At 59.7% G+C, this 23,127-nt stretch carries 27 protein-coding genes; 9 read left to right on the top strand and 18 right to left on the bottom strand.

Annotation, left to right across the window (positions count from 1 at the left end):
- Nucleotides 1-92: 92 nt before the first annotated feature.
- Nucleotides 93-1,934: a potassium transporter Kup gene (locus PVZ78_RS29120; RefSeq protein WP_371920935.1), complete on the bottom strand. Its 1,842-nt coding sequence runs from the start codon at nucleotides 1,932-1,934 to the stop codon at nucleotides 93-95.
- Nucleotides 1,935-2,325: 391 nt separating this feature from the next.
- Here PVZ78_RS29120 and rimO point away from each other — a divergent pair, with 391 nt between their 5' ends.
- The 6 genes from rimO to tsaA all read left to right on the top strand — a co-directional run bounded on the left by rimO (nucleotide 2,326) and on the right by tsaA (nucleotide 7,250).
- Complete coding sequence (gene rimO, locus PVZ78_RS29115) at nucleotides 2,326-3,663, top strand: 30S ribosomal protein S12 methylthiotransferase RimO (protein WP_016702026.1); 1,338 nt, start codon at nucleotides 2,326-2,328, stop codon at nucleotides 3,661-3,663.
- 106 nt (nucleotides 3,664-3,769) lie between these two features.
- A complete protein-coding gene (locus PVZ78_RS29110) occupies nucleotides 3,770-4,243 on the top strand; it encodes a GNAT family N-acetyltransferase (protein ID WP_009047338.1) in 474 nt (157 codons plus the stop codon).
- 82 nt (nucleotides 4,244-4,325) lie between these two features.
- Complete coding sequence (locus PVZ78_RS29105; RefSeq protein WP_009047337.1) at nucleotides 4,326-5,036, top strand: rRNA pseudouridine synthase; 711 nt, start codon at nucleotides 4,326-4,328, stop codon at nucleotides 5,034-5,036.
- Nucleotides 5,037-5,102: 66 nt separating this feature from the next.
- The gene (locus PVZ78_RS29100; protein WP_009047336.1) at nucleotides 5,103-5,564 is read left to right on the top strand and encodes a DUF1456 family protein; all 462 of its coding nucleotides are present in this window, start codon (nucleotides 5,103-5,105) and stop codon (nucleotides 5,562-5,564) included.
- A 133-nt stretch (nucleotides 5,565-5,697) separates the two neighbouring features.
- On the top strand, nucleotides 5,698-6,468 hold the full coding sequence (locus PVZ78_RS29095; protein WP_273829646.1) for an SDR family oxidoreductase: 771 nt from the start codon (nucleotides 5,698-5,700) through the stop codon (nucleotides 6,466-6,468).
- Between the two features lie 86 nt (nucleotides 6,469-6,554).
- Entirely contained in the window at nucleotides 6,555-7,250 is a 696-nt protein-coding gene (gene tsaA / locus PVZ78_RS29090; RefSeq protein WP_028681824.1) for a tRNA (N6-threonylcarbamoyladenosine(37)-N6)-methyltransferase TrmO, read from the top strand.
- Nucleotides 7,251-7,322: 72 nt separating this feature from the next.
- On the opposite strand, the gene fpr is transcribed toward tsaA, so the two are convergent.
- Entirely contained in the window at nucleotides 7,323-8,102 is a 780-nt protein-coding gene (gene fpr / locus PVZ78_RS29085; RefSeq protein ID WP_009047333.1) for a ferredoxin-NADP reductase, read from the bottom strand.
- Nucleotides 8,103-8,235: 133 nt separating this feature from the next.
- On the opposite strand from fpr, the gene PVZ78_RS29080 reads away from it, so the two are divergent.
- Nucleotides 8,236-9,162 (top strand): LysR family transcriptional regulator, encoded by a 927-nt coding sequence (locus PVZ78_RS29080; protein ID WP_009047332.1) that lies wholly within the window; start codon nucleotides 8,236-8,238, stop codon nucleotides 9,160-9,162.
- Here the strand turns inward: PVZ78_RS29080 and PVZ78_RS29075 are convergent.
- From PVZ78_RS29075 to PVZ78_RS29065, 3 genes are all read right to left on the bottom strand, one after another.
- The gene (locus tag PVZ78_RS29075; protein ID WP_009047331.1) at nucleotides 9,159-9,521 is read right to left on the bottom strand and encodes a diacylglycerol kinase; all 363 of its coding nucleotides are present in this window, start codon (nucleotides 9,519-9,521) and stop codon (nucleotides 9,159-9,161) included. The two genes, PVZ78_RS29080 and PVZ78_RS29075, sit on opposite strands and share 4 nt — an antisense overlap.
- 76 nt (nucleotides 9,522-9,597) lie before the next feature.
- Nucleotides 9,598-10,248 (bottom strand): response regulator transcription factor ErdR, encoded by a 651-nt coding sequence (gene erdR / locus PVZ78_RS29070; RefSeq protein ID WP_009047330.1) that lies wholly within the window; start codon nucleotides 10,246-10,248, stop codon nucleotides 9,598-9,600.
- 334 nt (nucleotides 10,249-10,582) lie between these two features.
- On the bottom strand, nucleotides 10,583-11,293 hold the full coding sequence (locus PVZ78_RS29065) for a tRNA-uridine aminocarboxypropyltransferase (protein WP_016702022.1): 711 nt from the start codon (nucleotides 11,291-11,293) through the stop codon (nucleotides 10,583-10,585).
- A 189-nt stretch (nucleotides 11,294-11,482) separates the two neighbouring features.
- On the opposite strand from PVZ78_RS29065, the gene PVZ78_RS29060 reads away from it, so the two are divergent.
- Nucleotides 11,483-11,905, top strand: coding sequence for a PA3611 family quorum-sensing-regulated virulence factor (locus PVZ78_RS29060; RefSeq protein WP_007923938.1), 423 nt, complete (start codon nucleotides 11,483-11,485; stop codon nucleotides 11,903-11,905).
- A gap of 1 nt (nucleotide 11,906) precedes the next feature.
- On the opposite strand, the gene PVZ78_RS29055 is transcribed toward PVZ78_RS29060, so the two are convergent.
- Nucleotides 11,907-12,101, bottom strand: coding sequence for a hypothetical protein (locus PVZ78_RS29055; protein WP_009047328.1), 195 nt, complete (start codon nucleotides 12,099-12,101; stop codon nucleotides 11,907-11,909).
- A 483-nt stretch (nucleotides 12,102-12,584) separates the two neighbouring features.
- Here PVZ78_RS29055 and PVZ78_RS29050 point away from each other — a divergent pair, with 483 nt between their 5' ends.
- Entirely contained in the window at nucleotides 12,585-13,700 is a 1,116-nt protein-coding gene (locus tag PVZ78_RS29050; RefSeq protein ID WP_016702021.1) for a TIGR00730 family Rossman fold protein, read from the top strand.
- A gap of 45 nt (nucleotides 13,701-13,745) precedes the next feature.
- Here PVZ78_RS29050 and recX read toward each other — a convergent pair whose 3' ends face one another.
- The 12 genes from recX to PVZ78_RS28985 all read right to left on the bottom strand — a co-directional run bounded on the left by recX (nucleotide 13,746) and on the right by PVZ78_RS28985 (nucleotide 23,125).
- Complete coding sequence (gene recX / locus PVZ78_RS29045) at nucleotides 13,746-14,213, bottom strand: recombination regulator RecX (RefSeq protein WP_009047326.1); 468 nt, start codon at nucleotides 14,211-14,213, stop codon at nucleotides 13,746-13,748.
- Nucleotides 14,214-14,221: 8 nt separating this feature from the next.
- Nucleotides 14,222-15,274, bottom strand: a complete 1,053-nt coding sequence (gene recA / locus PVZ78_RS29040; RefSeq protein ID WP_009047325.1) for a recombinase RecA — start codon at nucleotides 15,272-15,274, stop codon at nucleotides 14,222-14,224.
- Nucleotides 15,275-15,357: 83 nt separating this feature from the next.
- A complete protein-coding gene (locus PVZ78_RS29035; RefSeq protein WP_023969838.1) occupies nucleotides 15,358-15,858 on the bottom strand; it encodes a CinA family protein in 501 nt (166 codons plus the stop codon).
- An 82-nt stretch (nucleotides 15,859-15,940) separates the two neighbouring features.
- Nucleotides 15,941-16,477, bottom strand: a complete 537-nt coding sequence (locus PVZ78_RS29030; RefSeq protein WP_273829645.1) for a lysis system i-spanin subunit Rz — start codon at nucleotides 16,475-16,477, stop codon at nucleotides 15,941-15,943.
- On the bottom strand, nucleotides 16,459-17,022 hold the full coding sequence (locus PVZ78_RS29025; RefSeq protein ID WP_023969836.1) for a glycoside hydrolase family 19 protein: 564 nt from the start codon (nucleotides 17,020-17,022) through the stop codon (nucleotides 16,459-16,461). Before PVZ78_RS29025 ends, PVZ78_RS29030 begins: the two co-directional genes overlap by 19 nt.
- Before the next feature lie 45 nt (nucleotides 17,023-17,067).
- Nucleotides 17,068-17,721 carry a phage tail assembly chaperone gene (locus PVZ78_RS31900; RefSeq protein ID WP_411268957.1) on the bottom strand — a complete coding sequence of 218 codons (654 nt, stop codon included), beginning with the start codon at nucleotides 17,719-17,721 and terminating at the stop codon, nucleotides 17,068-17,070.
- Between the two features lie 12 nt (nucleotides 17,722-17,733).
- Nucleotides 17,734-18,945, bottom strand: coding sequence for a carbohydrate-binding protein CenC (locus tag PVZ78_RS29010; protein ID WP_273829644.1), 1,212 nt, complete (start codon nucleotides 18,943-18,945; stop codon nucleotides 17,734-17,736).
- A gap of 72 nt (nucleotides 18,946-19,017) precedes the next feature.
- Nucleotides 19,018-19,503, bottom strand: a complete 486-nt coding sequence (locus PVZ78_RS29005) for a phage tail assembly chaperone (protein ID WP_273829643.1) — start codon at nucleotides 19,501-19,503, stop codon at nucleotides 19,018-19,020.
- Nucleotides 19,504-19,505: 2 nt separating this feature from the next.
- Nucleotides 19,506-20,426 carry a gp53-like domain-containing protein gene (locus PVZ78_RS29000; RefSeq protein ID WP_273829678.1) on the bottom strand — a complete coding sequence of 307 codons (921 nt, stop codon included), beginning with the start codon at nucleotides 20,424-20,426 and terminating at the stop codon, nucleotides 19,506-19,508.
- Nucleotides 20,427-20,572: 146 nt separating this feature from the next.
- Nucleotides 20,573-21,001 (bottom strand): phage tail assembly chaperone, encoded by a 429-nt coding sequence (locus PVZ78_RS28995; protein ID WP_273829642.1) that lies wholly within the window; start codon nucleotides 20,999-21,001, stop codon nucleotides 20,573-20,575.
- Nucleotides 20,998-22,158, bottom strand: a complete 1,161-nt coding sequence (locus PVZ78_RS28990) for a phage tail protein (protein ID WP_273829641.1) — start codon at nucleotides 22,156-22,158, stop codon at nucleotides 20,998-21,000. Before PVZ78_RS28990 ends, PVZ78_RS28995 begins: the two co-directional genes overlap by 4 nt.
- A 325-nt stretch (nucleotides 22,159-22,483) precedes the next feature.
- On the bottom strand, nucleotides 22,484-23,125 hold the full coding sequence (locus tag PVZ78_RS28985; protein ID WP_273829640.1) for a hypothetical protein: 642 nt from the start codon (nucleotides 23,123-23,125) through the stop codon (nucleotides 22,484-22,486).
- Between the last annotated feature and the right edge of the window lie 2 nt (nucleotides 23,126-23,127).

Here is a 23,127-nt window from a genome sequence, read left to right as displayed (position 1 = left end):
GGCCATCTTCGCGAGCAAACTCGCTCCTACAAGGGCCACAAAAAAGCCCCCGTCACCACTGAGGTGACGGGGGCTTCTGCTGTCGCGCCTGCTTACATCTCGATCTGCGTCCCCAGCTCGATCACCCGGTTCACCGGCAGCTTGAAGAAGCGCAGGTTGCCGTTGGCGTTCTTGAGCATGAAGGCGAACAGCGTCTCGCGCCAACGCGCCATGCCGACGATCTTGGAGGTGATGACCGTCTCGCGGCTGAGGAAGTAGGTGGTGCGCATCGGGCTGAAGTCCAGTTCGTCCAGATGACACAGCTTCAGCGCTTCAGGCACATCCGGCTCGTCGGTGAAACCGAAGTGCAGGATCACCCGGAAGAAGCCTTCGCCATAGGAATCCACCTCGAAGCGCCGTTGCGTCGGCACCCGTGGGATGTCTTCATAGACCACGGTCAGCAACACCACTTGCTCGTGCAGCACCTGGTTATGCAGCAGGTTGTGCAACAGCGCATGGGGCACGGCGTCGGAGCGTGCAGTGAGGAACACCGCGGTGCCCTGGACCCGATGCGGCGGCTGCACACGGATGCTGTTGATAAAGATCGGCAGCGGCAACGCGCCCTCGCCGAGGCGCTCCATCAACAGTTCCTTGCCGCGCTTCCAGGTGGTCATCAGGGCGAACAGCACAATCCCCGCCACTACCGGGAAAGCACCGCCCTGGAAGATTTTCGGCACGTTGGCGGCGAAGAACAGCCCGTCCACCAGCAGGAAGCCCACCAGGATCGGCACCGTCAGCACCGGCGACCACTTCCACAGCAACAGCATCACCGCCGACACCAGGATGCTGGTGATCAGCATGGTCCCGGTCACCGCCACGCCGTAGGCCGAAGCCAGTGCGCCGGAAGACTCGAAGCCCAGCACCAGGAGGATCACACCGACCATCAGCGCCCAGTTCACCGCGCCAATGTAGATCTGCCCCTGCTCCGCGCTGGAAGTGTGCTGGATGTACATGCGCGGGATATAACCCAGCTGGATCGCCTGGCGGGTCAGGGAGAACGCGCCGGAGATCACCGCCTGGGAGGCGATCACCGTGGCCAGTGTGGCCAGCACCACCAGCGGGATCAGGGCCCAGCTCGGTGCCAGCAGATAGAACGGGTTACGCGCCGCTTCCGGGTTCTCCAGGAGCAAGGCGCCCTGGCCGAAATAGTTGAGCACCAGCGCCGGCAGCACCAGGGCGAACCAGGCGCGGGCGATCGGCTTGCGACCGAAGTGGCCCATGTCGGCGTACAGCGCTTCGGCACCGGTCAACGCCAGCACCACGGCGCCCAGGATGGCCACGCCCATGCCCGGATGCACGATGAAGAACCGCACACCCCAGACCGGGTTCAGCGCCTGCAGCACTTCCGGATGCTGGGCGATGCCGTAGACCCCCAGCCCACCCAGGGTCACGAACCACAGGACCATCACCGGTCCGAACAGCTTGCCGATGCGATCGGTACCGTGCTTCTGGATCAGAAACAGCGCCACCAGCACGATCAGCGCCATCGGCACGACCCAGTGCTCGAGCCCGTCGAAGGCAATCTCCAGCCCCTCTACCGCCGACAATACGGAAATCGCCGGGGTGATCATGCTGTCGCCGTAGAACAAGGCCGCGCCGATCAGGCCCAGGATGACCAGAACCACCCGCAGCCTCGGATAGGGCGTCGACGCCCGCCGGGCCAGGGCGGTCAAGGCCATGATGCCGCCCTCGCCCTGGTTGTCGGCCCGCAGGATGAACAACACGTATTTGATCGAGACCACCCAGATCAGCGACCAGAAGATCAATGCAAGAATGCCGAACACACCGTCGTGGTTGACCGGAACCCCGTAATGCCCCGCGAATACCTCCTTCAAGGTATAAAGCGGGCTGGTCCCGATGTCGCCATAAACCACCCCGACCGCCGCCACCAGCATCCCCAGGGGCCTGGCCCTGGAATGCTCGCTGCCTACCGCCTGACTACTTGCCTGACCCATCCACCACTCCTACTACCCAGATCGGGGCTTCTTATAAAAGGCATGACATTCAAGACAACGCTAAGCTTGCAAGACTCTCGTGAATGCCCATGCAGCATGCACCCTTTTACTTACAGTTACAGACGTTCTGTTGACTATAAGAATTCACCCGGGCGCAACGGCGCGAAGCATAACGCAGCACTCGTCGTATTTCCCTGCATAAAGCTGGTCAAGTGCGCCAGCCGTCGCTAGAATTGCGCACTTTTTGATCAGAGGCGCCCCTAGCGCCCGTTCGTCGCCAGCGGTTTTATCCAGATCGCCGAGCGACCCGACACCTATACCGAGGTTAGACATGTCCACCCCTACCGCGCCAGCCAACCCCAAGGTCGGCTTCGTTTCCCTGGGTTGCCCGAAAGCGCTGGTCGATTCCGAGCGCATCCTCACGCAACTGCGTATGGAAGGTTATGACGTGGTGTCCACCTACCAGGACGCCGACGTCGTGGTGGTCAACACCTGCGGTTTCATCGACTCGGCCAAGGCCGAATCCCTGGAAGTGATCGGCGAAGCCATCAAGGAAAACGGCAAGGTCATCGTCACCGGCTGCATGGGCGTGGAAGAAGGCAATATCCGCGACGTGCACCCGAGCGTGCTGGCCGTGACCGGTCCGCAGCAGTACGAGCAAGTGGTCAGCGCGGTGCACGAAGTGGTGCCGCCGAAACAGGACCACAACCCGCTGATCGACCTGGTACCGCCACAAGGCATCAAGCTGACCCCGCGTCACTATGCGTACCTGAAGATTTCCGAAGGCTGCAACCACAGCTGCAGCTTCTGCATCATCCCGTCGATGCGCGGCAAGCTGGTCAGCCGCCCGGTCGGCGATGTGCTGGACGAGGCCCAGCGCCTGGTCAAATCCGGAGTCAAGGAACTGCTGGTGATTTCCCAGGACACCAGCGCCTACGGCGTCGACGTCAAGTACCGCACCGGTTTCTGGAACGGCGCGCCGGTGAAAACCCGCATGACCGAGCTGTGCGAAGCCCTCAGCACCCTGGGCGTCTGGGTCCGTCTGCACTACGTCTACCCGTACCCGCACGTCGACGAGCTGATCCCGCTGATGGCCGCCGGCAAGATCCTGCCGTACCTGGACATCCCGTTCCAGCACGCCAGCCCGAAAGTACTCAAGGCCATGAAACGTCCGGCCTTCGAAGACAAGACCCTGGCCCGGATCAAGAACTGGCGCCAGATCTGCCCCGAGCTGATCATCCGCTCGACCTTCATCGTCGGCTTCCCCGGCGAAACCGAAGAAGACTTCCAGTACCTGCTCGACTGGCTGACCGAAGCCCAGCTCGACCGCGTCGGCTGCTTCCAGTACTCGCCGGTGGAAGGTGCGCCGGCCAACGACCTGGACCTGGAAGTGGTCCCGGACGAGGTCAAGCAGGACCGTTGGGAGCGCTTCATGGCGCACCAGCAGGAAATCAGCTCGGCGCGCCTGCAACAGCGCATCGGCAAGGAAATCGAAGTGCTGATCGATGAAGTCGACGAACAGGGCGCCGTGGGCCGCTGCTTCTTCGACGCCCCGGAAATCGACGGCAACGTGTTCATCGACGGTGCCGGCGACCTCAAGCCAGGCGACAAGGTCTGGTGCCGGGTGACCGACGCCGACGAATACGACCTGTGGGCCGAAGTCCTGTAAGGCGTAAAAAACCGCACAGCCCCGCTCTCTTCGTGAGATGCGGGGCTTTTTTACGTCTATCGTTTGCTCAGGACCACGGATGCGTCACCACACAGGAGCAGGCGGCATGCGCCATCATTCGGTCATCCATACCCCGAAACACAGCGACTACCCGGAACTGACCCGGGTCTGGGAAGCCTCGGTACGCGCCACCCACGACTTCCTGCCGGACAGCTACATCGAACTGCTGAGAAACCTGGTGCTGAACCGCTATCTGGATGCGGTGATGCTGATCTGCACCCGGGACCAGCGCCAGCACATCACCGGCTTCGCCGGGGTCGCCGCCGGCAAGATCGAAATGCTCTTCATCGATCCCGACCATCGTGGCCAGGGCCTGGGCAAGCAATTGCTCAGGTACGCCATCGAACACCTGAACGCCGACGAGCTGGACGTCAACGAGCAGAACCCGCAAGCCCTGGGCTTCTACTTCAAGCAGGGCTTCGAGATCATCGGCCGCTCCGAGCACGACGGCATGGGCCAGCCCTACCCGCTGCTGCACATGCGTCTGAAACAGCCCCAGCAGCAGGCACTGCGCGGCTAAAAGCCACAGCGGGCAAATGGACCCGCGATTAACCGGCGCCGGGCAGGTACAATGCCTGCCCCCTTTTGTTACGGCCCCTGTCATGACTGACCCGATTCGTCTCTCCAAACGCCTCATCGAACTCGTCGGCTGCTCCCGCCGGGAGGCTGAGCTGTTCATCGAGGGCGGCTGGGTCACCGTGGATGGCGAGGTCATCGACGAGCCGCAGTTCAAGGTCGACACCCAGAAAGTCGAGCTCGACCCGCAGGCCAAGGCCACCGCGCCGGAGCCGGTGACCCTGCTGCTGAACGTGCCGGCCGGCCAGGACGTCGACAGCGCCATGCAGTCGCTGGGCGCCGCCAGCCTGTCCGAGGAACACCGCTTCGGCAAACGGCCGCTCAAGGGCCACTTCCTGCGCCTGACCGCCAGCGCCGACCTGCAAGCCAACGCCAGCGGCCTGCTGGTGTTCACCCAGGACTGGAAGATCCTGCGCAAGCTGACCGCCGATGCGGCCAAGATCGAGCAGGAATACGTGGTCGAGGTGGAAGGCGAGATGGTCGCCCACGGCCTCAACCGCCTGAACCACGGCCTGACTTACAAGGGCCGGGAACTGCCGCCGGTCAAGGCCAGCTGGCAGAACGAAAACCGCCTGCGCTTCGCCATGAAGAACCCGCAACCGGGCGTGATCGCCCAGCTCTGCGAAGCGGTAGGCCTGAAGGTCGTCGCCATTCGCCGCATCCGTATCGGTGGGGTTTCCATCGGCAAGGTGCCGGTCGGGCAATGGCGCTACCTGTCCGCCAAAGAGAAATTCTAGGCCGACACCCATTCAGACGCCGCGCTTGCCTGCGGCGCTCAACGTGAACAGACCAGGACTGTAGACATGATTCATAACGATGTACTGCGCAGCGTGCGCTACATGCTCGACATCAGCGACAAGAAGGTCGTCGAGATCATCAAGCTCACCGGCTTTGAAGTGAGCCTGAACGACATCGTCGGCTACCTGAAAAAGGACGAGGAAGAAGGTTTCGTGCATTGCCCGGACGAGGTCATGGCGCACTTCCTCGACGGCCTGGTGATCTTCAAGCGTGGCAAGGACGAAAGCCGTCCGCCGCTGCCGATCGAACTGCCGGTGACCAACAACATCATCCTGAAGAAGCTGCGGGTCGCTTTCGAGCTGAAGGAAGACGACATGCACGCCATCCTCAAGGCCGCCGATTTCCCGGTGTCCAAGCCCGAGCTGAGCGCGCTGTTCCGCAAGTTCGGCCACACCAACTACCGCCCGTGCGGCGACCAGTTGCTGCGCAACTTCCTCAAGGGCCTGACCCTGCGCATTCGCGGCTGATTCCCCCTCGATCCGCGGTGGCCACCCTCGGCCACCGCCCTGTATGCCCCTTCATTCCCCCACACAATAATGGCTCCGCTCACCGCGACTGACGACTAGGGTATGCACTGACCCTCAACCCTCAGGATTCGCCATGCATCCCTACTTTTCCCTGCAAGGCCGTACCGCCCTGGTGACCGGCGGCACCCGCGGCATCGGCAAGATGATCGCCAAGGCTTTTGTCGAGGCCGGCGCCACTGTCTATGTCTGCGCCCGCGATGCCGAGGCCTGCCAGCAGACCGCGACGGAGCTCGGGGCCCTGGGCAGCTGCCACGCCCTGTCCGCCAACCTGGCGAGCGAAGAAGGCATCCAGCAACTCGTCTCCCGCCTCGAAGCCCAGGTCGATCAACTGGATATCCTGGTGAACAACGCCGGCACCACCTGGGGGGCGCCGCTGGAAAGCTACCCGGTCAAGGGCTGGGAAAAGGTCATGCAATTGAACGTGACCTCGGTGTTCAACTGCATCCAGCAATTCCTGCCGCTATTGCGCAAGGCGGGCTCCGCGGCCAATCCGGCGCGCATCATCAATATCGGCTCGGTGGCCGGGATCTCCTCCTTTGGCGAACAGGCGTACGCCTATGGCCCGAGCAAGGCGGCGCTGCACCAGCTGTCGCGGATCCTCGCCCGCGAACTGGTCAGCCAGCACATCAACGTCAACGTGATCGCCCCCGGGCGCTTTCCGAGCAAGATGACCCAGCATATCGGCAACGACGAGCAGGCCCTGGCCGAGGATACGGCGCTGATCCCGATGAAACGCTGGGGCCGCGAGGAGGAAATGGCTGCCCTGGCCATCAGCCTGGCGAGTACCGCCGGGGCCTATATGACCGGGAATATCATTCCGCTGGATGGTGGGTTCAGCCTCTGACTCCACCTGTAGCCGCAGCCTGCGGCAGCGGCTACAGGTCAACGCGGGTTATCATGGCGGCCCCTACCCCGTCTCGACCCCAGACCATGACCTACAGCGTTTCCCCCATCGGCTTCGTACGCTCCTGCTTCAAGGAAAAGTTCGCCATCCCGCGCCAGCCGCAACTGGCCCCGGCGGCCCGTGGCGTGCTGGAGCTGGTGGCGCCCTTCGACCAGGGCGACGCGGTGCAGGGCCTGGAACAGGTCAGCCACATCTGGCTGCTGTTCCTGTTTCACCAGGCGCTGGAAGACAAACCGCGGCTCAAGGTCCGCCCGCCGCGCCTGGGCGGCAACAAGTCCATGGGCGTATTCGCCACCCGCGCCACTCACCGCCCCAACGGCATCGGCCAGTCGGTGGTCAAGCTGGACAAAGTCGAGGCCAATCGCCTGTGGATCTCCGGCATCGACCTGCTGGACGGCACGCCGATTCTCGATATCAAGCCCTACGTGCCCTATGCCGACATCATCGACAGCGCGAGCAACAGCATCGCCAGCGCGGCGCCGGAGCTGATCCCGGTGCAATGGAGCGACAATGCCCTGCAACAGGCCCATACGCACGCTCAACGCCTGCAGGAGCCGCTGGTGGAGCTGATTGAACAATGCCTGGCCCAGGACCCGCGCCCGGCCTACCAGACACCCACTCCAGAGCGTGAATACGGCGCGCAATTCTGGGACCTGGACGTGCGCTGGCACTATCCGCAGCCGGGCCTGATCCAGGTCCTGGAAGTGGTTCCAGCGCGCTGACAGCCGGCCGGAAACGAAAAAGCCCGCGCTGCCTTCTCAGGCAACGCGGGCTTTTTCTGTGCTGCGAGTCGCTTACTTCTCGACGAAGGCGCGCTCGATCAGGTAGTCACCCGGCTCGCGCATGCGTGGCGAAACGGTCAGGCCGAAGCTGTTGAGCACTTCGCTGGTCTCCTCGAGCATGCTCGGGCTGCCACACAGCATGGCGCGGTCGTCCTGCGGGTTGATCGGCGGCAGGCCGATGTCGCTGAACAGCTTGCCGCTGCGCATCAGGTCGGTCAGGCGGCCTTCGTTCTCGAACGGCTCGCGGGTCACGGTCGGGTAGTAGATCAGTTTTTCACGCAGCGCTTCGCCGAAGAATTCGTTCTGCGGCAGGTGCTCGGTGATGAACTCGCGGTAGGCGACTTCGTTGACGTAACGCACGCCGTGGCACAGGATCACTTTCTCGAAACGCTCGTAGGTTTCCGGATCCTGGATGACGCTCATGAACGGCGCCAGGCCGGTGCCGGTGCTGAGCAGGTACAGGTGTTTGCCAGGCTTCAAGTCGTCCAGTACCAGGGTACCGGTAGGCTTCTTGCTGATGATGATCTCGTCGCCTTCCTTCAAATGCTGCAGCTGGGAAGTCAGCGGACCATCGGGAACCTTGATGCTGAAGAACTCGAGATGCTCTTCCCAGTTCGGGCTGGCAATCGAGTAAGCGCGCATAAGCGGGCGGCCGTTGGGTTGTTGCAGGCCGATCATCACGAACTGACCGTTCTCGAAGCGCAGGCCCGGATCGCGGGTGCACTTGAAGCTGAACAGAGTGTCGTTCCAGTGGTGAACACTGAGGACACGCTCGTGGTTCATGTTGCTCATGTACGGGGGACTCCTGGAAAGTTGTCAGCGCACGCTCTGACAGGCGAGCCGAGCGCAATTGCACAGCATTCTAATGGCGGCGACAATATCTGTTAACTGGATTATTAAGATAAGGGTTATCGGTTATATCGATATGCGATTCACTCTCCGTCAACTGCAAGTATTCGTCGCCGTCGCCCAGCAAGAGAGCGTTTCTCGTGCTGCCGGCCTGCTGGCCCTTTCCCAATCCGCGGCGAGCACTTCGATCACCGAGCTCGAACGGCAATCCAGTTGCCAGTTGTTCGATCGCGCCGGCAAACGCCTGAGCCTCAACGCCCTGGGCAAACAGCTGCTGCCCCAGGCGGTGGCGTTGCTGGACCAGGCCAAGGAAATCGAAGACCTGCTCAACGGCAAATCCGGCTTCGGCTCGTTGTCGGTGGGCGCGACCCTGACCATCGGCAACTACCTGGCGACCCTGTTGATCGGCAGCTTCATGCAAGTCCACCCCGAGAGCCAGGTCAAACTCCATGTGCAGAACACTGCGCATATCGTGCAACAGGTCGCCCACTACGAAATTGACCTGGGTCTAATCGAGGGCGACTGCAGCCACCCGGACATCGAAGTGCAAACCTGGGTCGAGGATGAGCTGGTGGTGTTCTGCGCGCCACAACACCCCTTGGCCAAACGCGGCCATGCGAGCATGGAGGAGCTGACCCACGAGGCCTGGATTCTGCGCGAACAGGGCTCGGGCACGCGCCTGACCTTCGACCAGGCCATGCGTCATCACCGCAGCGCGCTGAATATCCGGCTCGAACTGGAACACACCGAAGCAATCAAGCGCGCGGTGGAGTCAGGGTTGGGGATTGGCTGCATTTCCAGACTGGCGCTGCGCGACGCCTTTCGCCGCGGCAGCCTGGTCCCGGTAGAGACGCCGGACCTGGACCTGGCCCGGCAGTTCTACTTCATCTGGCACAAACAGAAGTACCAGACCTCGGCGATGCGCGAATTCCTCGAGCTCTGCCGCTCCTTTACCGCCGGGGTGCAACGCAGCGACGAGATCGTGCTGCCGAGCATTCCTTAAATCAGGATGACTGCCCAGACCACGGTGATCATGCTCAAGGCCACGAGTTGTGCGGCGCTGCCCATGTCCTTGGCATTTTTCGACAGAGGATGGCGATCCAGGGAGATCCGGTCGATCGCCGCCTCGACCGCCGAATTGAGCAATTCGACAATCAGCGCCAGCAGGCAGACAGCAATCAACAACGCCCGCTCGACCCGGCTGACATTCAGCAGGAAAGACACGGGGATCAGAATCGCGTTGAGCAGCACCAACTGACGAAACGCAGCTTCGCCGGTGAAGGCGGCCCGCAGGCCATCGAGGGAGTATCCCGAGGCATTGAGGATGCGTTTAAGACCGGTTTGACCTTTGAAAGGCGACATAAATTAGGCAACTAGAACAATAAGGAATGGGAAAGCTAGTTCAACCAAAGTCAAAAAAGCGTGAAGAAATAGCCGGTTACTGGCTGGAAATTGACTCAAGTTGTTGCAGGAGCAGTGCCGCCTGAGTGCGGGTACGCACCCCCAGCTTACGGAAGATCGCCGTCACGTGGGCCTTGATGGTCGCTTCCGAAACGCTCAGTTCATAAGCGATCTGCTTGTTCAGCAAACCTTCGCAGACCATGGTCAGCACGCGGAACTGTTGTGGCGTCAGGCTCGCCAGGCCTTCGCTGGCCGCCTTGGCCTCAGCGGAGACGCTGACCTGTTCGAAGGCCTGCGGCGGCCACCAGACATCGCCATCGAGCACACTGCGCACGGCCTGTTGAATGACTTCGAGAGAACTGGACTTGGGAATAAAACCACTGGCGCCAAATTCACGTGAACGCACCATCACGGATGCTTCTTCCTGTGCCGACACCATCACCACCGGAATCTGCGGGTACTGACCGCGCAACAGCACCAGGCCGGAAAAACCGTAAGCACCAGGCATGTTCAGGTCCAGCAGCACCAGGTCCCAATCAGCCTTTTCGGTCAGGCGGGCTTCCAGTTCGGCAATGCTCGCCACTTCCACCAGACGGACATCCGGGCCGAGGCCCAGGGTCACCGCTTGGTGCAGTGCGCTACGAAAGAGGGGGTGGTCATCGGCAATCAGGATTTCGTATGTGGCCATTTTTCAAATGATCCTGTTTTTTATGGGAGAACCGATGCATTCGGTCCTCGCCAAGGCAACACAGGTGTCAGCCAGAATGCTGCACCCAAAGAGCACGATCAACGCCAAGAGCCCGAAAATGCGGCGTTTCAAGGATCGGTCGCGCCCTAATCGGCGCCAAGCATGCCCAGCGAAGCCGGGGTGGTCAAGCTTCGGGCCGTGCAGCATCTTAGCTTGCTAACTAATAAGAGTGCCATCACGCAAAGCCCGCGCCCTGCGCGACTGTGCCTCGATGCTGAGCGCGATACTGGTGGCACAACTCTGGCCGGAAAAACTCCAACCCCTGCCTCAGGCTTTACAGAAAAGGCTTGAGGCGCGTGTGCGTCTCGTCATCAGGGTCGATCTCAAGCTGGAACTTGGCCGACAGGTAATGGGTGCTGAACACATCCAGGTAAGCATCCAGCACTTCGCCGGCCTGCCGGTCGGCGGCCAGTTCCAGGCACAGCGCCGCAACCTCCGCGGTGCAGAAATGGTCATCGCGCTTGGAGCGCCGCAGCTTGTAGCGCGACAACTGTTCCGGCTCCAGGCTCAATACCGGCAAGTGCTCTAGATAGGGGCTCTTGCGAAACATCTTGCGCGCTTCGCTCCAGGTCGCATCCAGCAGGATAAACAGCGGGCGCTTGCCCGCCTCCAGGCGGACTTCGCTCACCACCCGCTCTGGCGCGACGAACTCTCCGGGGAACACCACATAAGGCTGCCACTGGGGATCGGCCAGCAAGGCCAGCAATTGTGGGTCGACTTCCGTCCGTGACCAGGGGAACGCCATGGTGTCTTCTATGACATCGGCGATCAGCCAGCCGGTATTGCTCGGTTTCATGGGCTCGACGTCGTGCATGATCAGGCACATCGCCGACTGCGCGGAAACCTTGGGGCGCCAGGCGCACATGCAGTGGCTGGGAATCACCCGACAGCCCGCACAGCGTTCCGCCCGGGAACCACGGGCAGTAAAAGGCCTGACCGCACGTGCAAGACGCTGGGCACGCAGGCGGGAAACGGCATGACTCATTAGAAGCCGCCCTGACAGAAAGAAAGAATCGACACGAAAGGAACTCGGAAAGCTGAAAATTCGCACAAGTTTATCAGAGCTCTCTGCTCAAACCTGTACCGCCTACCCTCGCTCCCCTATAATTCGCCGCCACTGAACGCACAGTCGCGTGACTGGTCGAAGCATCAGTCACTGAACCAGGAGAGTTTCATGTTGCGCTTTATCGTTCCCACCGCCGCCCTTCTGCTGGCCTTGCCGTTCAGTGCTCAGGCTGCATCGCTGCAAGACTTCGAACTGAACAAGACCCTGCAGAAAACCGCCGAGGAAAGTAACGTCGGCACCCCTCGGGAAGTCAACGAGAACATCCTCGACCAGGGTTATACCGTCGAAGGCAAGGAACTGATCAACCACCTCAGCGTCCAGGCCGAACACGCTGAAAAAATGCGCGCCAACCCCAAGGCGGTCTACCTGCAACTGGGCGCCAGCGTTTGTCGTGACCCGAACTACCGCAAGCTGATGGCCAAGGGCGCAATCATGCGCTACGAATTCACCGAAAACCGTACCAACCGCCCGGTCGCTTCGGCGCGCTTCCAGGAGTCGGACTGCCCGGCCCCGGCGAAGAAGAAAAAGTGATTCAGTGCCCTGCTGCGCGCCGCTGTTGATCATCGGCCCGCAGCTCCGCCAACAGGGCCTGCAAGTAGCTCGAACGGCGCTCCCCACCTTCAAGCCGGCGTCGGCATTCCTCTTCAAGAGTCAGATGATTGGCGTCTGCCGCTGACTTCAGCAGTTGATACAGCTGCGCATCTATATCCAGCACGACTTTGTGCATGACCAGCCTCCGTGCCCCCACTCGCCATTACCTGCGCGACAACCCCGTCCCGTGCATCCTGCCCTTTGACGCCAAGCTGTCTTGCTGGCGCTGTAACTTAGTAAATCAGAGCCCCCACTGGTTGGTACTCGTTCAGACAAGCGGTGAAAACACTGCGCGCCTGCGGCAATAAGTGATTGCCAGCCCCGACTTTCAAGGGCCATGATCAAGTCAGCGCGAATCATCATGAAGGTCTAGATTTCAAAGTGTTCATGCTGAATTTTCCTGGGTAGATCCGGAGGCTGCCCAAGCGCGTCTTGCAGTGCACATGCTTTCTAAATCAAGGAATAGCAGAACCTGTATGGATGGCCCGCTGGCCACGCCAGGGTTTTTCCACCCTGGCGAATCAGCCGCCAAAGCCGGGCTGACAGCGACACATGCAGTGTCGGGATGCCAACGAATGCTTCGTTCGTGTCAAAGGTTCTGTGCAGAAGGAGAAGTTGAATGCCTTACGAACCGAATGACCTCCTCAGTCGTCATTTTCAGAGCAACGGTATCGATCTCAGCAAGGTCGAAGAACAACTCAACCTGATCGCCCCCAACAGCCCCAACATCCCTCTTTATCGCGACATGATTCTCACCGTCCTGCGCATGGCCCAGGACGACCTCAACCGCTGGAACGCGAAAATCACCCTGCAGGCCCTGCGCGAACTGGAACACGCTTTCCGCGTACTGGAACAGTTCAAGGGGCGACGCAAGGTGACGGTATTCGGCTCCGCGCGCACGCCGATCGAACACCCGCTGTATGGCCTGGCGCGAGAGCTCGGCGCGGCCCTGGCCCGCTCCGACCTGATGGTCATCACCGGTGCCGGTGGCGGCATCATGGCCGCGGCCCACGAAGGTGCCGGTCGCGATCATAGCCTGGGGTTCAATATCACCCTGCCCTTCGAGCAGCATGCGAACCCGACGGTGGACGGTACAGAGAACCTGCTGTCCTTCCACTTCTTCTTTACCCGCAAGCTGTTCTTCGTCAAGGAAGCCGATGCCCTGGTGTTATGCCCGGGTGGCTTTGGCACGCTCGATGAGGCGCTGGAAGTACTGACCCTGATCCAGACCGGCAAGAGCCCGCTGGTACCGGTAGTGCTGCTGGATGTCCCGGGAGGAACCTTCTGGCAAGGGGCGCTGGACTTTATCCACAACCAGCTCGAGAACAACCGCTACATCCTGCCAACCGACATGAAGCTGATGCGCCTGGCGCATAACACCGAGGAGGCGGTGGAGGAAATCAACCAGTTCTACAGCAACTTCCACTCCAGTCGCTGGCTGAAACATCAGTTTGTCATTCGCATGAATCACAAGCTCAGCGAACCGGCGCTCGAGCAGATGCAGACGGCTTTCGCCGACCTGTGCCTGAGCGATCGCTTCCATCAACATGCTTACAACGTGGAAGAACACAACGAACCGGAGTTCAGCCATCTGGCACGCCTGTCGTTCACCTTCAACGCCCGCGACAATGGTCGCCTGCGCGAGCTGATCGACTTCATCAACCTGCCGGAAAACTGGGCGGTAAATCAGGCCAGGACGTCACAACGCAGCAGAGAACCGATCAAGGTCACTTGAGCGCAAATGCAGCGGCCCGCGCATTCGATTCGCGGGCCCTACAGGTCAGTCGTCCACCCTTCGGCCGCTCAACAAGCGGCCGATCATGTCCATCGAATATCCCCGATAGCCCAGAAAGCGGCCTTGTTTGGCACGCTCCTTGGCATCTATCGGGAAATGCCCGGCAAACTTGCGCTGCCAGACCTCTTCCAGTTGCGCCTGCCAGTCAATACCGCTCTCACGCAGGGCGAGCTCGATATCGGCACGCTGCAAACCGCGCTGGCTGAGTTCTTCGCGAATACGCATGGGGCCGTAGCCGGAACGGGCACGATAGGAAACGAAACTTTCGAGGTAACGGGATTCGGATAACAGCCCCTCTTCCGTCAAACGGTCGAGGGCTGTTTCGATCATCTCGGGACAGGCGCCGCGCTGACGCAGTTTACGCGTCAGCTCGACTCGACCGTGCTCGCGTCGCGCGAGCAGGTCCATTGCGGTTCGCCGCACCGCGACGAGGGTATCGAGTACGGCGGTCATCGGATCGATCAGATATCCGCGTCAGCCATGTCATCGATGGTCTCGTTGACCGGCGAAGCTTTGACATCAGCGCTTGGAGCCAGCAGCTTGTCGCGAATCTGCTTCTCGAGGGCATTGCCGATTTCCGGATTGTCCTGCAGGAACTTGGCCGAGTTGGCCTTGCCCTGACCGATCTTGTTGCCCTGGTAGCTGTACCAGGCACCGGACTTCTCGAGGAAACCGTGCAGCACGCCCAGATCGATGATCTCACCGTTCAGGTAGATACCCTTGCCGTACAGGATCTGGAATTCAGCCTGGCGGAACGGTGGAGCCACCTTGTTCTTGACGATCTTGACCCGGGTTTCGCTACCGACGACTTCGTCGCCTTCCTTCACCGCGCCAGTACGACGGATGTCCAGACGAACCGAAGCGTAGAACTTCAGCGCGTTACCGCCGGTGGTGGTTTCCGGGCTGCCGAACATCACGCCGATTTTCATACGGATCTGGTTGATGAAGATCACCAGGCAGTTGGCGTTCTTGATGTTACCGGTGATCTTGCGCAGCGCCTGGGACATCAGGCGGGCCTGCAGGCCCACGTGCATGTCGCCCATCTCGCCTTCGATCTCGGCCTTGGGTACCAGTGCCGCCACGGAGTCGATCACGATCACGTCGATGGCATTGGAGCGCACCAGCATGTCGGTGATTTCCAGCGCCTGTTCGCCGGTGTCCGGCTGGGAAACCAGCAGGTCGTCAACGTTGACCCCCAGTTTGCCGGCGTATTCCGGGTCCAGTGCGTGCTCGGCGTCGACGAAGGCGCAGGTGGCGCCCATCTTCTGTGCCTGGGCAATCACGGACAGGGTCAGGGTGGTTTTACCGGACGATTCCGGACCGTAGATTTCAACAATACGACCTTTTGGCAGGCCGCCGATGCCGAGTGCGATGTCCAGACCCAGAGAGCCAGTGGAAATGGCCGGGATCGCCTGGCGGTCGTGATCGCCCATACGCATTACGGCACCCTTGCCGAATTGACGTTCGATCTGACCCAGGGCCGCAGCCAAGGCTTTCTTCTTGTTGTCGTCCATTAAAGTCCTCACGTAATCAATAAGGCCTGACGGCCAACACCTGTATAAGTAGCCAGTATTATTCCACAGCGTTCGTGGATCGCCTACCCCTGTTTTGAGATTTCTGCCGCGGCATGTTGCAGCAAGCCCTCTAGCGCGGCCTTCACCGTTTGTCGGCGGACTTCGTCCCGATTCCCGGGAAAGTGCCGGCACTCGGCCGTTACCGCCTCTCCGACGCCCCAGGCCAGCCATACGGTGCCCACCGGCTTCTGCGGCGAGCCGCCGTCCGGCCCGGCCACGCCACTGACCGCCACGGCATAACGTGCCCTGCTTTTGCCCTGCGCGCCCCGCACCATCGCCTCGACCACCTCGCGGCTGACCGCGCCGACGGAAGCGAACAGCGCTTCCGGCACCCCCAGTTGCTGGGTCTTCTGCCGATTGGAGTAGGTCACATAACCCGCCTCGAACCAGGCCGAACTCCCCGGAATGCGGGTAATGGCCTCGGCAATCCCGCCACCGGTGCAGGACTCGGCGGTGGTGACGTGGGTATTCAGAACCTGCAAGCGCCTGCCAAGTTCAGCGGCAAGCTGGGTGATTTCGTTCACGGTCCTCTCCTGATCGGGCTGGCGGAGGTCTTACCGTACACGAGCGATACGCGCTTGCAAGGCACGCAACGGATCAAAATGTTTAGCGGCCTAGCGCCCTGACATAGGCCTGACAGGCCTGCAGGGCGATCAGTCCCCGGTCGCCGGCATCGGTGATGCCGACAATTCGTTGAGCATGCGCCGGGTCAAGTCGGGCTCGCGGGGCTCCATGAACCAGGCCGCCGGTGGCGGCGGTGGCAGGCACTGTACAGCCGGCGGCGCTGTCGTGGGCGTCGAGGAGGACTGACAGGCGCAGATCAGCAGTGGCAAGACGGTCGCGCAGGCGACCTTGATCACGTTGGGCATCGCTCAAGGCTCGGTAATGGGTTTGGTCGCTGGCTTGCAGCTGTTGCTCCAGGGCCAGGCGTTTGTCCTGTTCGTCCCGCTGCCGGGCAGCGGCCGCCAGGTTCAGCTGATTCAGCGCTTCACCGTGCAGCCTGGCCTGCTCCGCCAGTTGCCGGCCAAAACGCCACTCCTGGACCTGCCAGGCCAGCGTCCCGGCAACGCCGGCCACCACGGCCAGCAGTACGACGACAGCCATTGCCCGGTAAGACAGCGGCATCAGGCCGAAGGCTGGCATAACACCTCCCGCGCCCGCGCCCAGAGTTGCAGGCGGTCCTCCAGCCCGTTCAAGCCGCCGTTGATACGACGGGTGATGCTGTTGAACTGGTCGCGGTCAGCCAGTTCATTAAGGCCGTTCTGCTGCCAGAACCAGGCGGCCGACTCGGCGGCCCACTGCGGTTGTTCCAGCAATTGCGGCAACGCCAGCAAACGCTCGTCGCCGAACAGTCCGAGGCTGCATTGCCGGTAGTTGTCGCGACCGGTGACCTGGATCAGACCACGGCCCCGGTATTTCTGGCCGTCGCCATCGGCCTCCGGGGTATTCCCCAGACGGGCCGCCAGGCTGCCGGTGTCGTATTTGCTCAGGTACTGGTCATTGCCCAGCTCCCGCACATAACGCAACTGCCCCGACTCATGACCGACCTGCGCGAGGAAGGCGGCCATGCGTTTGGGGGTGTTGATATAGCGGTGCGCCATGGCGGTGTTAAGCGCAGAAACAAAAACGCCCGCTTGGGAGCGGGCGTTGGGCATGATGCGTTGAATCATTTCAAGGGTGACAGGCATTTCAGTCTACCTCCTCTGCATCGAGGACGTTCAGAACAAACAGGGTCATTTACGCTCCTGGAGAACACTTTCAAGCCAGGCTGGCTCGACAGGTCGATATTCAGCGTCCGGAAAGTCAGCAGCTGAAGGCCAGTCCCGCAACGCCTGCCTATAAGCCAGCAGCTCCTTGAACTGCTCGGTATTCAGCGTCGTCCCTTCACCCATTTCCAATTCTTCGTTGTCACGAATAATCAGCCACTGAGTCGACTCAAGCATCTTGTTACGCCAAGCCCTCTCAATATCCTGAGTTGCCTGAGCAGATAAACCTGCCTTCGGCGCAGCCCCGGCACTATCCGTCAAAGCAACATTAAGAATTGGCCTTGCGGCAACAGAAGGAAAACCAGAGGACTCCGGCCAGCTACGCAAAGCCCGGCGATAGGCTTGCAGGTTCTCATAGTCAGCGCTTGATATCGTTGTATCGATCCCTGCCTCCAGCTCATCCCGATGCCTTGCGACTATGCCATCGGTTTGTAGCAGCTGCGAATCACGCCAGACACGCTCAGCCCCGTCCGACTCAGCATTGATCGTGATCGCTTGTGGCTCCCCTCCATAACTCAGCCACTGCATGTAGGCAGCCCAATCGCGATTGGCCAAGTCTTCTGGAATAAAAACCGAATCGGCAAGGCGATAGACTCCATTAGCGGTCAGTTGATAGCTCATATGGTTTTATCCCTATAGTTCGGCATCTGCCGTTGCATGGATGTAATAGGTCTGAGGTGCCACTGCCACATCCGAGTTATATACCCAGGCTCCTCGTGTAGAGACTGAATAGGGACGCGCGTTGCCGGACGAAATCGTGTCGCTCCCGGAGCGCCACTGACCAACCGTTCCGCTCTGCGAGATCCTATACAGGGCAATGCTGGGAGTCGTTCTTTTTTCTACCTTGAAAGACCACTGCGCCAAGGGTTGGGAAGAAGAACCCGACTGCCCCTCCATGACGATAGATATGAGAGCCCCAACGGCAGAGCTTGATGTATCGCCTGGCTGAATGTCCTGTCTGAGTGTCTTCTCGTAATAACGTTGACACAGTATCAACTCATCGGCGGGAGTTCTAAATTCAAAAGGCGTTGAAATCGCGCCTTCTTCAAGTTGAATTTGCGCCAGATCGATTGTTTGCAGGACATTCAATGGCAAATCGAAGGCCAACCTAAGAGAGTCGTTCTCCGCACCGCCCAGGACTTTGCCTGCAATCGATGGGATTTTCACAGTCGCTGTATAACGCGCCCATATACTGGTCAACTTAAATACTCCCACCGTCGTGACCACAGATTCCGAACCACCACCAAAAAACTGGGTGACTGTCACCGTGATGTTTCTCTCTGCATCGGCTTTCGCCCAGAAAGTCACGGTTGCCTGCTTTCCGGCTAGAGTTCTGACAGACTCAATATATTGAGAAATCTTATGTGTATTGGCCCCTGCACCGGCCGTGACTTGCTGCCAACGTAGAAAAAACCGTGGTTCATTGGGAACTTCTGTTTGTCCCAAAGTAAAGTTCTGACGCGAAATATTGACTCCAGCATTGCCGTTCCAGTCACAACGAAACCGGTCTGCAACATACCCTCCAATATTGGCCCCCTGGTTGGCAGGCCCACGCTGCCAGATATCGAAGTTCCCATTAATCACATGATTCTTTCGATAGACCTGAACCGGAAATGCTTGCAACGGATCCAGCTTGGCCAGTTCTTTGATGGCCAGCGTCAGTTGATTATTCTGATTCTCCACAGGAGACATTCCTGCCGCATCGATTGCATTAACAATCTCTTGAGTGACCGCATTCCCCCAACTCGCGGGGATCAGAGATCCTGGCGTTCCAGCGATCGGATTTTCATCGACAAACTTTCCGTTTACCAAACCGGCGCTAGGTACACTCTTTGGGTAGTCCACTGTCTAGCCCTCATAAAAATTAAACATAAAAAACTTCAGCGTTCGGCAAAGGCCAATAAGGAGTCGACAAACTCAAACGGGCTCGGCCACCTGCACCGGCTTTCTCACTCTCTTTCTTTTCACCGTCGCCCCCGTAGTGCCGGAAGCCATTCTCAGCACGGGTCGATCTGTGACGGCAGGAAACTTTCGGGACTTTGGCCAACTGCGCAAATCACAACGGTAGGCTTGTAAAGCGCTGTAGTCCGCATCGGACAAGGTGGTGGTGGCTTGAGACTCAAGCTCATCACGATGTCTGGCGACCAGCGCATCGGTCTTGAGCAACTCCGAGTCACGCCATACGCGTTCAATTGAAATCAATTGTTCAGGCGAGGGGCCGGCAGGGTCGACAAGAATGGGCGCGCCGTTGTCATTGGCCGCAATCCGCTTGCCCACGCCCTGCCCGGCAAAGAGTTCGGCATATTCAGCCTGGCTGATTTCAACCGCGCCTTCTGGTGGAGCCTCGTTTGCAGAGGCGACAACATCGAAGCCGAGGGTTTTCGCAAAGAAATAAATCTTCATGGTTATCGCCCCCACACAACGATGCGCCCGGTTATACCCGCGGCAACTCTGATAGTCCCAACTTCGACCGATCTGACACGGGCAACAGCTGTTGAAGTATTTGATGCATTCAAATCAAACGACCAGACCGTGACATTCGCACCGCCCCAGCCTGATGGGTATCCTTCGTCAGCAATACCTCCCAATATTGCATTGGGAAACTTTATAGGTAATGACAAGGACATGACGCCATTGGCGTCAGACCCACCTAACACCCATTGCTCAATCAAGCCACTCGGATATTTTTGATAACCCGCCGTCGAAAGTTGCGCCCCGTACAATGCTGAGTACTTGAGGCTGGCCGTACCATAAACGGTCCAGACTCCCCATTCCCGGACCAGATTCGCACTTTCACCACTGCTCATTACGATGGAGTTCAGATAGTTCCCTTGTGGACTGATCTGCGCACCACTCTTGCTAGCCACGGTCACCTGCGCGCTACTACGACAATGCAAGCTGATCGTCGCGCCATCTGGAACAGTCGAGACATCTGGCAGGGTGACGGTAAAGGCGGTAGTCCCACCCAGGCCGATGGAACAACCTACATCGGCAATGGTCAGTTGCGTACTTTCCGATATTCCTCGAGCGCTGGAGTAATTACCCAGCGCGCGCTGTACAAACTCTGGAGTAGCGACCGACCGACTCACATCGAAGCGAGGCGGTGTAGAAAAGAGCGTTGGACTGCGTAATGCACCCAGCAGTTGATCATTCGCCCCCTCGTCCGGCGCCATACCCGCCGCCTGAACTACACCGAGAATCTCTTGGGTAACACTATTCCCCCAACTTGCCGGAATAAGCGAACCTGGCGTGCCGGCCAACGGGTCTTCATCAACAAACTTTCCATTCACCAGCCCTACACTGGGCACACTCTTTGGATAATCCAATGTCTTACTCCTGATAACTTCTTTATTAGCCAACTCACTGGCCGGCACCGTAAAGAACCTTGCATAAGCCAACCAAACGCCCTCTTGATTTGGTGTCGGAGCTCATTGACTGCAGGTGGTCTATTTGAAGGAAATACGGTGTTCCATCAGTTAGCTGAACTGAAAATGCTCACTAACGAAGCCGGAACGGCGGGACGCTCAGTGGCCAAGGGAAACTTCGTGGTAACGGGCCAGTCGCGCAGTGCTTGCCGATATTCAAGGAGCTCCAGGTATTGCTTGGCCGTAAGCATCGTCACACGCCCCAGTTCCTGTTCATCGCGATGACGGGCCAACAACCATTGAGTTTCCGCTAAAACGGATTGACGCCATTTACGCTCCTGGATTGCCGAGTCCTCTACGGGGTCTTCGATAATTGCTACCGAGGTTTCTGTCGGCTCGGATATCACCGCCTTCCCTGGAGAAGTTTCTGCCACTTGGACAAGCCGCCATTGAGCACTGTCCCACTCATGCTCGGGCGATGGCTGAACAGGCCGCATTTCACCTTCAAACTGATGCATCTCTTGAATGACTCTCATCGAATCAGCTCCCAGGACAGGTGAACGTTGACCGCGTTGGAAAAGTTGACGGCAATACCAGCGCTGTAATCGGTAATCGGGTGGGTCTTTATGCCCATACTCATCAACAACTCGTCGCTTTCGGCGTTATTGGCGCCCAGCAGGTGCTCCGCCTGGTAAGACTGCCAAAGGGACCGCAACTGGGTGTGATCGAAACTGGCGGTCAGTGAGGTGACCGTCACATCACCCACCACATTGTTGGTGAACAAGGTGCAAGGTGTCGGATTGGCAGGGTCCGTCCAACCTGCCGCATGGTTCCAACTGCTGGTCGAAACCGGTGACAGGAAACAATAGTTACCGCCCAGCCAACCTGCCTGAGGGAAGGCCAACATAGTCACAGCACTGGCGGAGGGCGTTGGGTTGCCCGCAACCAGGCGCGCGGCACGGGCATGCGGGTCGAGAGGCAGGAAGATAGCGCCCGCCCCATTCAAGGTCTGGCTCCAGCTCAGGCGCGCCCGGTTGTAAATCTGGCGCACAGTTGGCGTCGTGCCCGGCGCCCCCGTGACTACCCAAGCCAGGCACATATCCAGCGGCGTCGACTGAAAGCCGCCACCGGCGCTGCCATTGACGACGCCTTTAAGCGAGTCGGGAGTCGCGTCATAGATGGTTCCGCGCTGCATGTAAAACGTCAGGGCGCCACCTATCACTTGGGCCCTGAGGAAATACCCAGAGCTGGGCAACAGCTCCGTACTGCTCCAGGCGCTGGTCATGAAGGTGCGTGAGCGGCCCAATTGGCCGGCCACCACCTCCTGACCAAGGCTGACGTACACACCCGCCGGAATCGACACCTTGCCACCACTGGTCGAAACCGCGGTCGGCGTCACCGCCACACGGGCATCGGCCGTCGCCACGGTCGGCAATGCCAAGGCATTGAGCGGCAACGCCAGGTCCTGATTCCAGCCTTTGGCGGCAACTGCCTGGATCGCCTGCAACAGTTGGTCAGTCTTCACCTCGTCCGGCGTCAATTCAGCCGCCTTGATGACGTTGAGAATTTCCTGGGTAACGCCGTTACCCCAATCGGCTGGAATCAGCGATCCCGGGGTCCCGGTCAGCGGGTTTTCGTCCACGAACTTGCCACCGACCAACCCGGCACTGGGCACACTCTTCGGATAATCCATCCGTCTATCTCCTAGTCATAATTGGTATGCACTCGCATGGGCACCGGTGCACTGGATCTGGCGCTCTAGGGCGAAACCCGGATTAATGCCGACGCACTCGCCCCTGTAGCTGGCGTTGATCCGAAAAGCGGGTTCTCGTCGACAAACCAGCCATTGACCAGCCCGACGCTGGGGATACTTTTTGGATAATCCATACCGTTGTCCTCCCGCTCTGTCAGACCGGGATCCTTGAGTGAAAATGAAAACGCCCACTGGATTCGTGGGCGTCCGGGAGGGCTGTCCGATCCAGGTCAGAAAAGGACAACCTTTAGAAGAGGTTTAACGTTCAAGACTGAACGCAGTTGTGAATCGCCTGGACTGCACCGTCGGCTACGGCCCTGGCCTGCTCCATCTTGCCCTTGGCAACATGCGCCCTGATCTTTTCCTTAGCCTTCAAGCGCAGGGTGCGCAGGGTCAACAAACAGTCATTGAAATCGGCGGATTTACGCAGAATATCCTCGGCAGCCTCTTCGACCGTTCGCCCCTTGACGGCCCAGGCACTCACGAACAGCGGGACAGCTTTGGCTGGGTAACCGGCGTCCTTGAAGGATTGCGCCTGCGTGGCAGCTCTTTCGTACTCCAAGGTTCGCAGCGGATCGCCAACGATCACGAGACGAACCTTGTCGGCGGCAGAATCGAGCAGCGCACAAAGCCGCGCGCCTTCCTCCTGCTCCAGCTGTTTCGCCTGCTCGGCGTCGAGCGTCCATTGAGCACCGTCCCACCTGTGGGCGTACGAAGGCGGTGGCTGTTCGACCTTGATCAGCTCGCCATCGAAGACGTAGTGCAGTGCCTCCTTCTGCTTCCATTGCTCGGCCGTCACCTGCAGGACTCTGTTGCCCTCGGCTGTCGCCGTATAGGCCAGTACTTCAGTGTCCTGCCACTCGATGACCGTCCCCGATGTCACGCAATAAAGAACTTGTTTGCTCATGT

This window comes from Pseudomonas sp. SBT1-2 (genome assembly GCF_028640875.1).
Lineage (GTDB): Bacteria > Pseudomonadota > Gammaproteobacteria > Pseudomonadales > Pseudomonadaceae > Aquipseudomonas > Aquipseudomonas chlororaphis_I.
Note: the sequence above shows the minus strand (reverse complement) of the source record. Positions and strands in the feature narration are given on the sequence as shown.

Excerpts from the sequence above, each read along its gene's own strand:
- PVZ78_RS29120 (WP_371920935.1), bottom strand. The coding sequence starts at position 1,934 with ATGCTGGTGGCGGCGGTCGGGGTGGTTTATGGCGACATCGGGACCAGC.
- PVZ78_RS28985 (WP_273829640.1), bottom strand. The coding sequence starts at position 23,125 with ATGAGCAAACAAGTTCTTTATTGCGTGACATCGGGGACGGTCATCGAG.
- PVZ78_RS29065 (WP_016702022.1), bottom strand. The coding sequence starts at position 11,293 with ATGAGTCATGCCGTTTCCCGCCTGCGTGCCCAGCGTCTTGCACGTGCG.
- PVZ78_RS29025 (WP_023969836.1), bottom strand. The coding sequence starts at position 17,022 with ATGCCTGTCACCCTTGAAATGATTCAACGCATCATGCCCAACGCCCGC.
- PVZ78_RS29110 (WP_009047338.1), top strand. The coding sequence starts at position 3,770 with ATGCGCCATCATTCGGTCATCCATACCCCGAAACACAGCGACTACCCG.
- PVZ78_RS29050 (WP_016702021.1), top strand. The coding sequence starts at position 12,585 with ATGCCTTACGAACCGAATGACCTCCTCAGTCGTCATTTTCAGAGCAAC.
- PVZ78_RS28990 (WP_273829641.1), bottom strand. The coding sequence starts at position 22,158 with ATGGATTATCCGAAGAGTGTGCCCAGTGCCGGGTTGGTCGGTGGCAAG.
- PVZ78_RS29080 (WP_009047332.1), top strand. The coding sequence starts at position 8,236 with ATGCGATTCACTCTCCGTCAACTGCAAGTATTCGTCGCCGTCGCCCAG.
- PVZ78_RS29075 (WP_009047331.1), bottom strand. The coding sequence starts at position 9,521 with ATGTCGCCTTTCAAAGGTCAAACCGGTCTTAAACGCATCCTCAATGCC.
- fpr (WP_009047333.1), bottom strand. The coding sequence starts at position 8,102 with ATGAGCAACATGAACCACGAGCGTGTCCTCAGTGTTCACCACTGGAAC.
- recX (WP_009047326.1), bottom strand. The coding sequence starts at position 14,213 with ATGACCGCCGTACTCGATACCCTCGTCGCGGTGCGGCGAACCGCAATG.
- PVZ78_RS29005 (WP_273829643.1), bottom strand. The coding sequence starts at position 19,503 with ATGAAGATTTATTTCTTTGCGAAAACCCTCGGCTTCGATGTTGTCGCC.
- tsaA (WP_028681824.1), top strand. The coding sequence starts at position 6,555 with ATGACCTACAGCGTTTCCCCCATCGGCTTCGTACGCTCCTGCTTCAAG.
- PVZ78_RS29060 (WP_007923938.1), top strand. The coding sequence starts at position 11,483 with ATGTTGCGCTTTATCGTTCCCACCGCCGCCCTTCTGCTGGCCTTGCCG.
- PVZ78_RS29095 (WP_273829646.1), top strand. The coding sequence starts at position 5,698 with ATGCATCCCTACTTTTCCCTGCAAGGCCGTACCGCCCTGGTGACCGGC.
- PVZ78_RS28995 (WP_273829642.1), bottom strand. The coding sequence starts at position 21,001 with ATGAGAGTCATTCAAGAGATGCATCAGTTTGAAGGTGAAATGCGGCCT.
- PVZ78_RS29055 (WP_009047328.1), bottom strand. The coding sequence starts at position 12,101 with ATGCACAAAGTCGTGCTGGATATAGATGCGCAGCTGTATCAACTGCTG.
- erdR (WP_009047330.1), bottom strand. The coding sequence starts at position 10,248 with ATGGCCACATACGAAATCCTGATTGCCGATGACCACCCCCTCTTTCGT.
- PVZ78_RS29105 (WP_009047337.1), top strand. The coding sequence starts at position 4,326 with ATGACTGACCCGATTCGTCTCTCCAAACGCCTCATCGAACTCGTCGGC.
- PVZ78_RS29100 (WP_009047336.1), top strand. The coding sequence starts at position 5,103 with ATGATTCATAACGATGTACTGCGCAGCGTGCGCTACATGCTCGACATC.
- recA (WP_009047325.1), bottom strand. The coding sequence starts at position 15,274 with ATGGACGACAACAAGAAGAAAGCCTTGGCTGCGGCCCTGGGTCAGATC.
- rimO (WP_016702026.1), top strand. The coding sequence starts at position 2,326 with ATGTCCACCCCTACCGCGCCAGCCAACCCCAAGGTCGGCTTCGTTTCC.
- PVZ78_RS31900 (WP_411268957.1), bottom strand. The coding sequence starts at position 17,721 with ATGAGCTATCAACTGACCGCTAATGGAGTCTATCGCCTTGCCGATTCG.
- PVZ78_RS29030 (WP_273829645.1), bottom strand. The coding sequence starts at position 16,477 with ATGCCAGCCTTCGGCCTGATGCCGCTGTCTTACCGGGCAATGGCTGTC.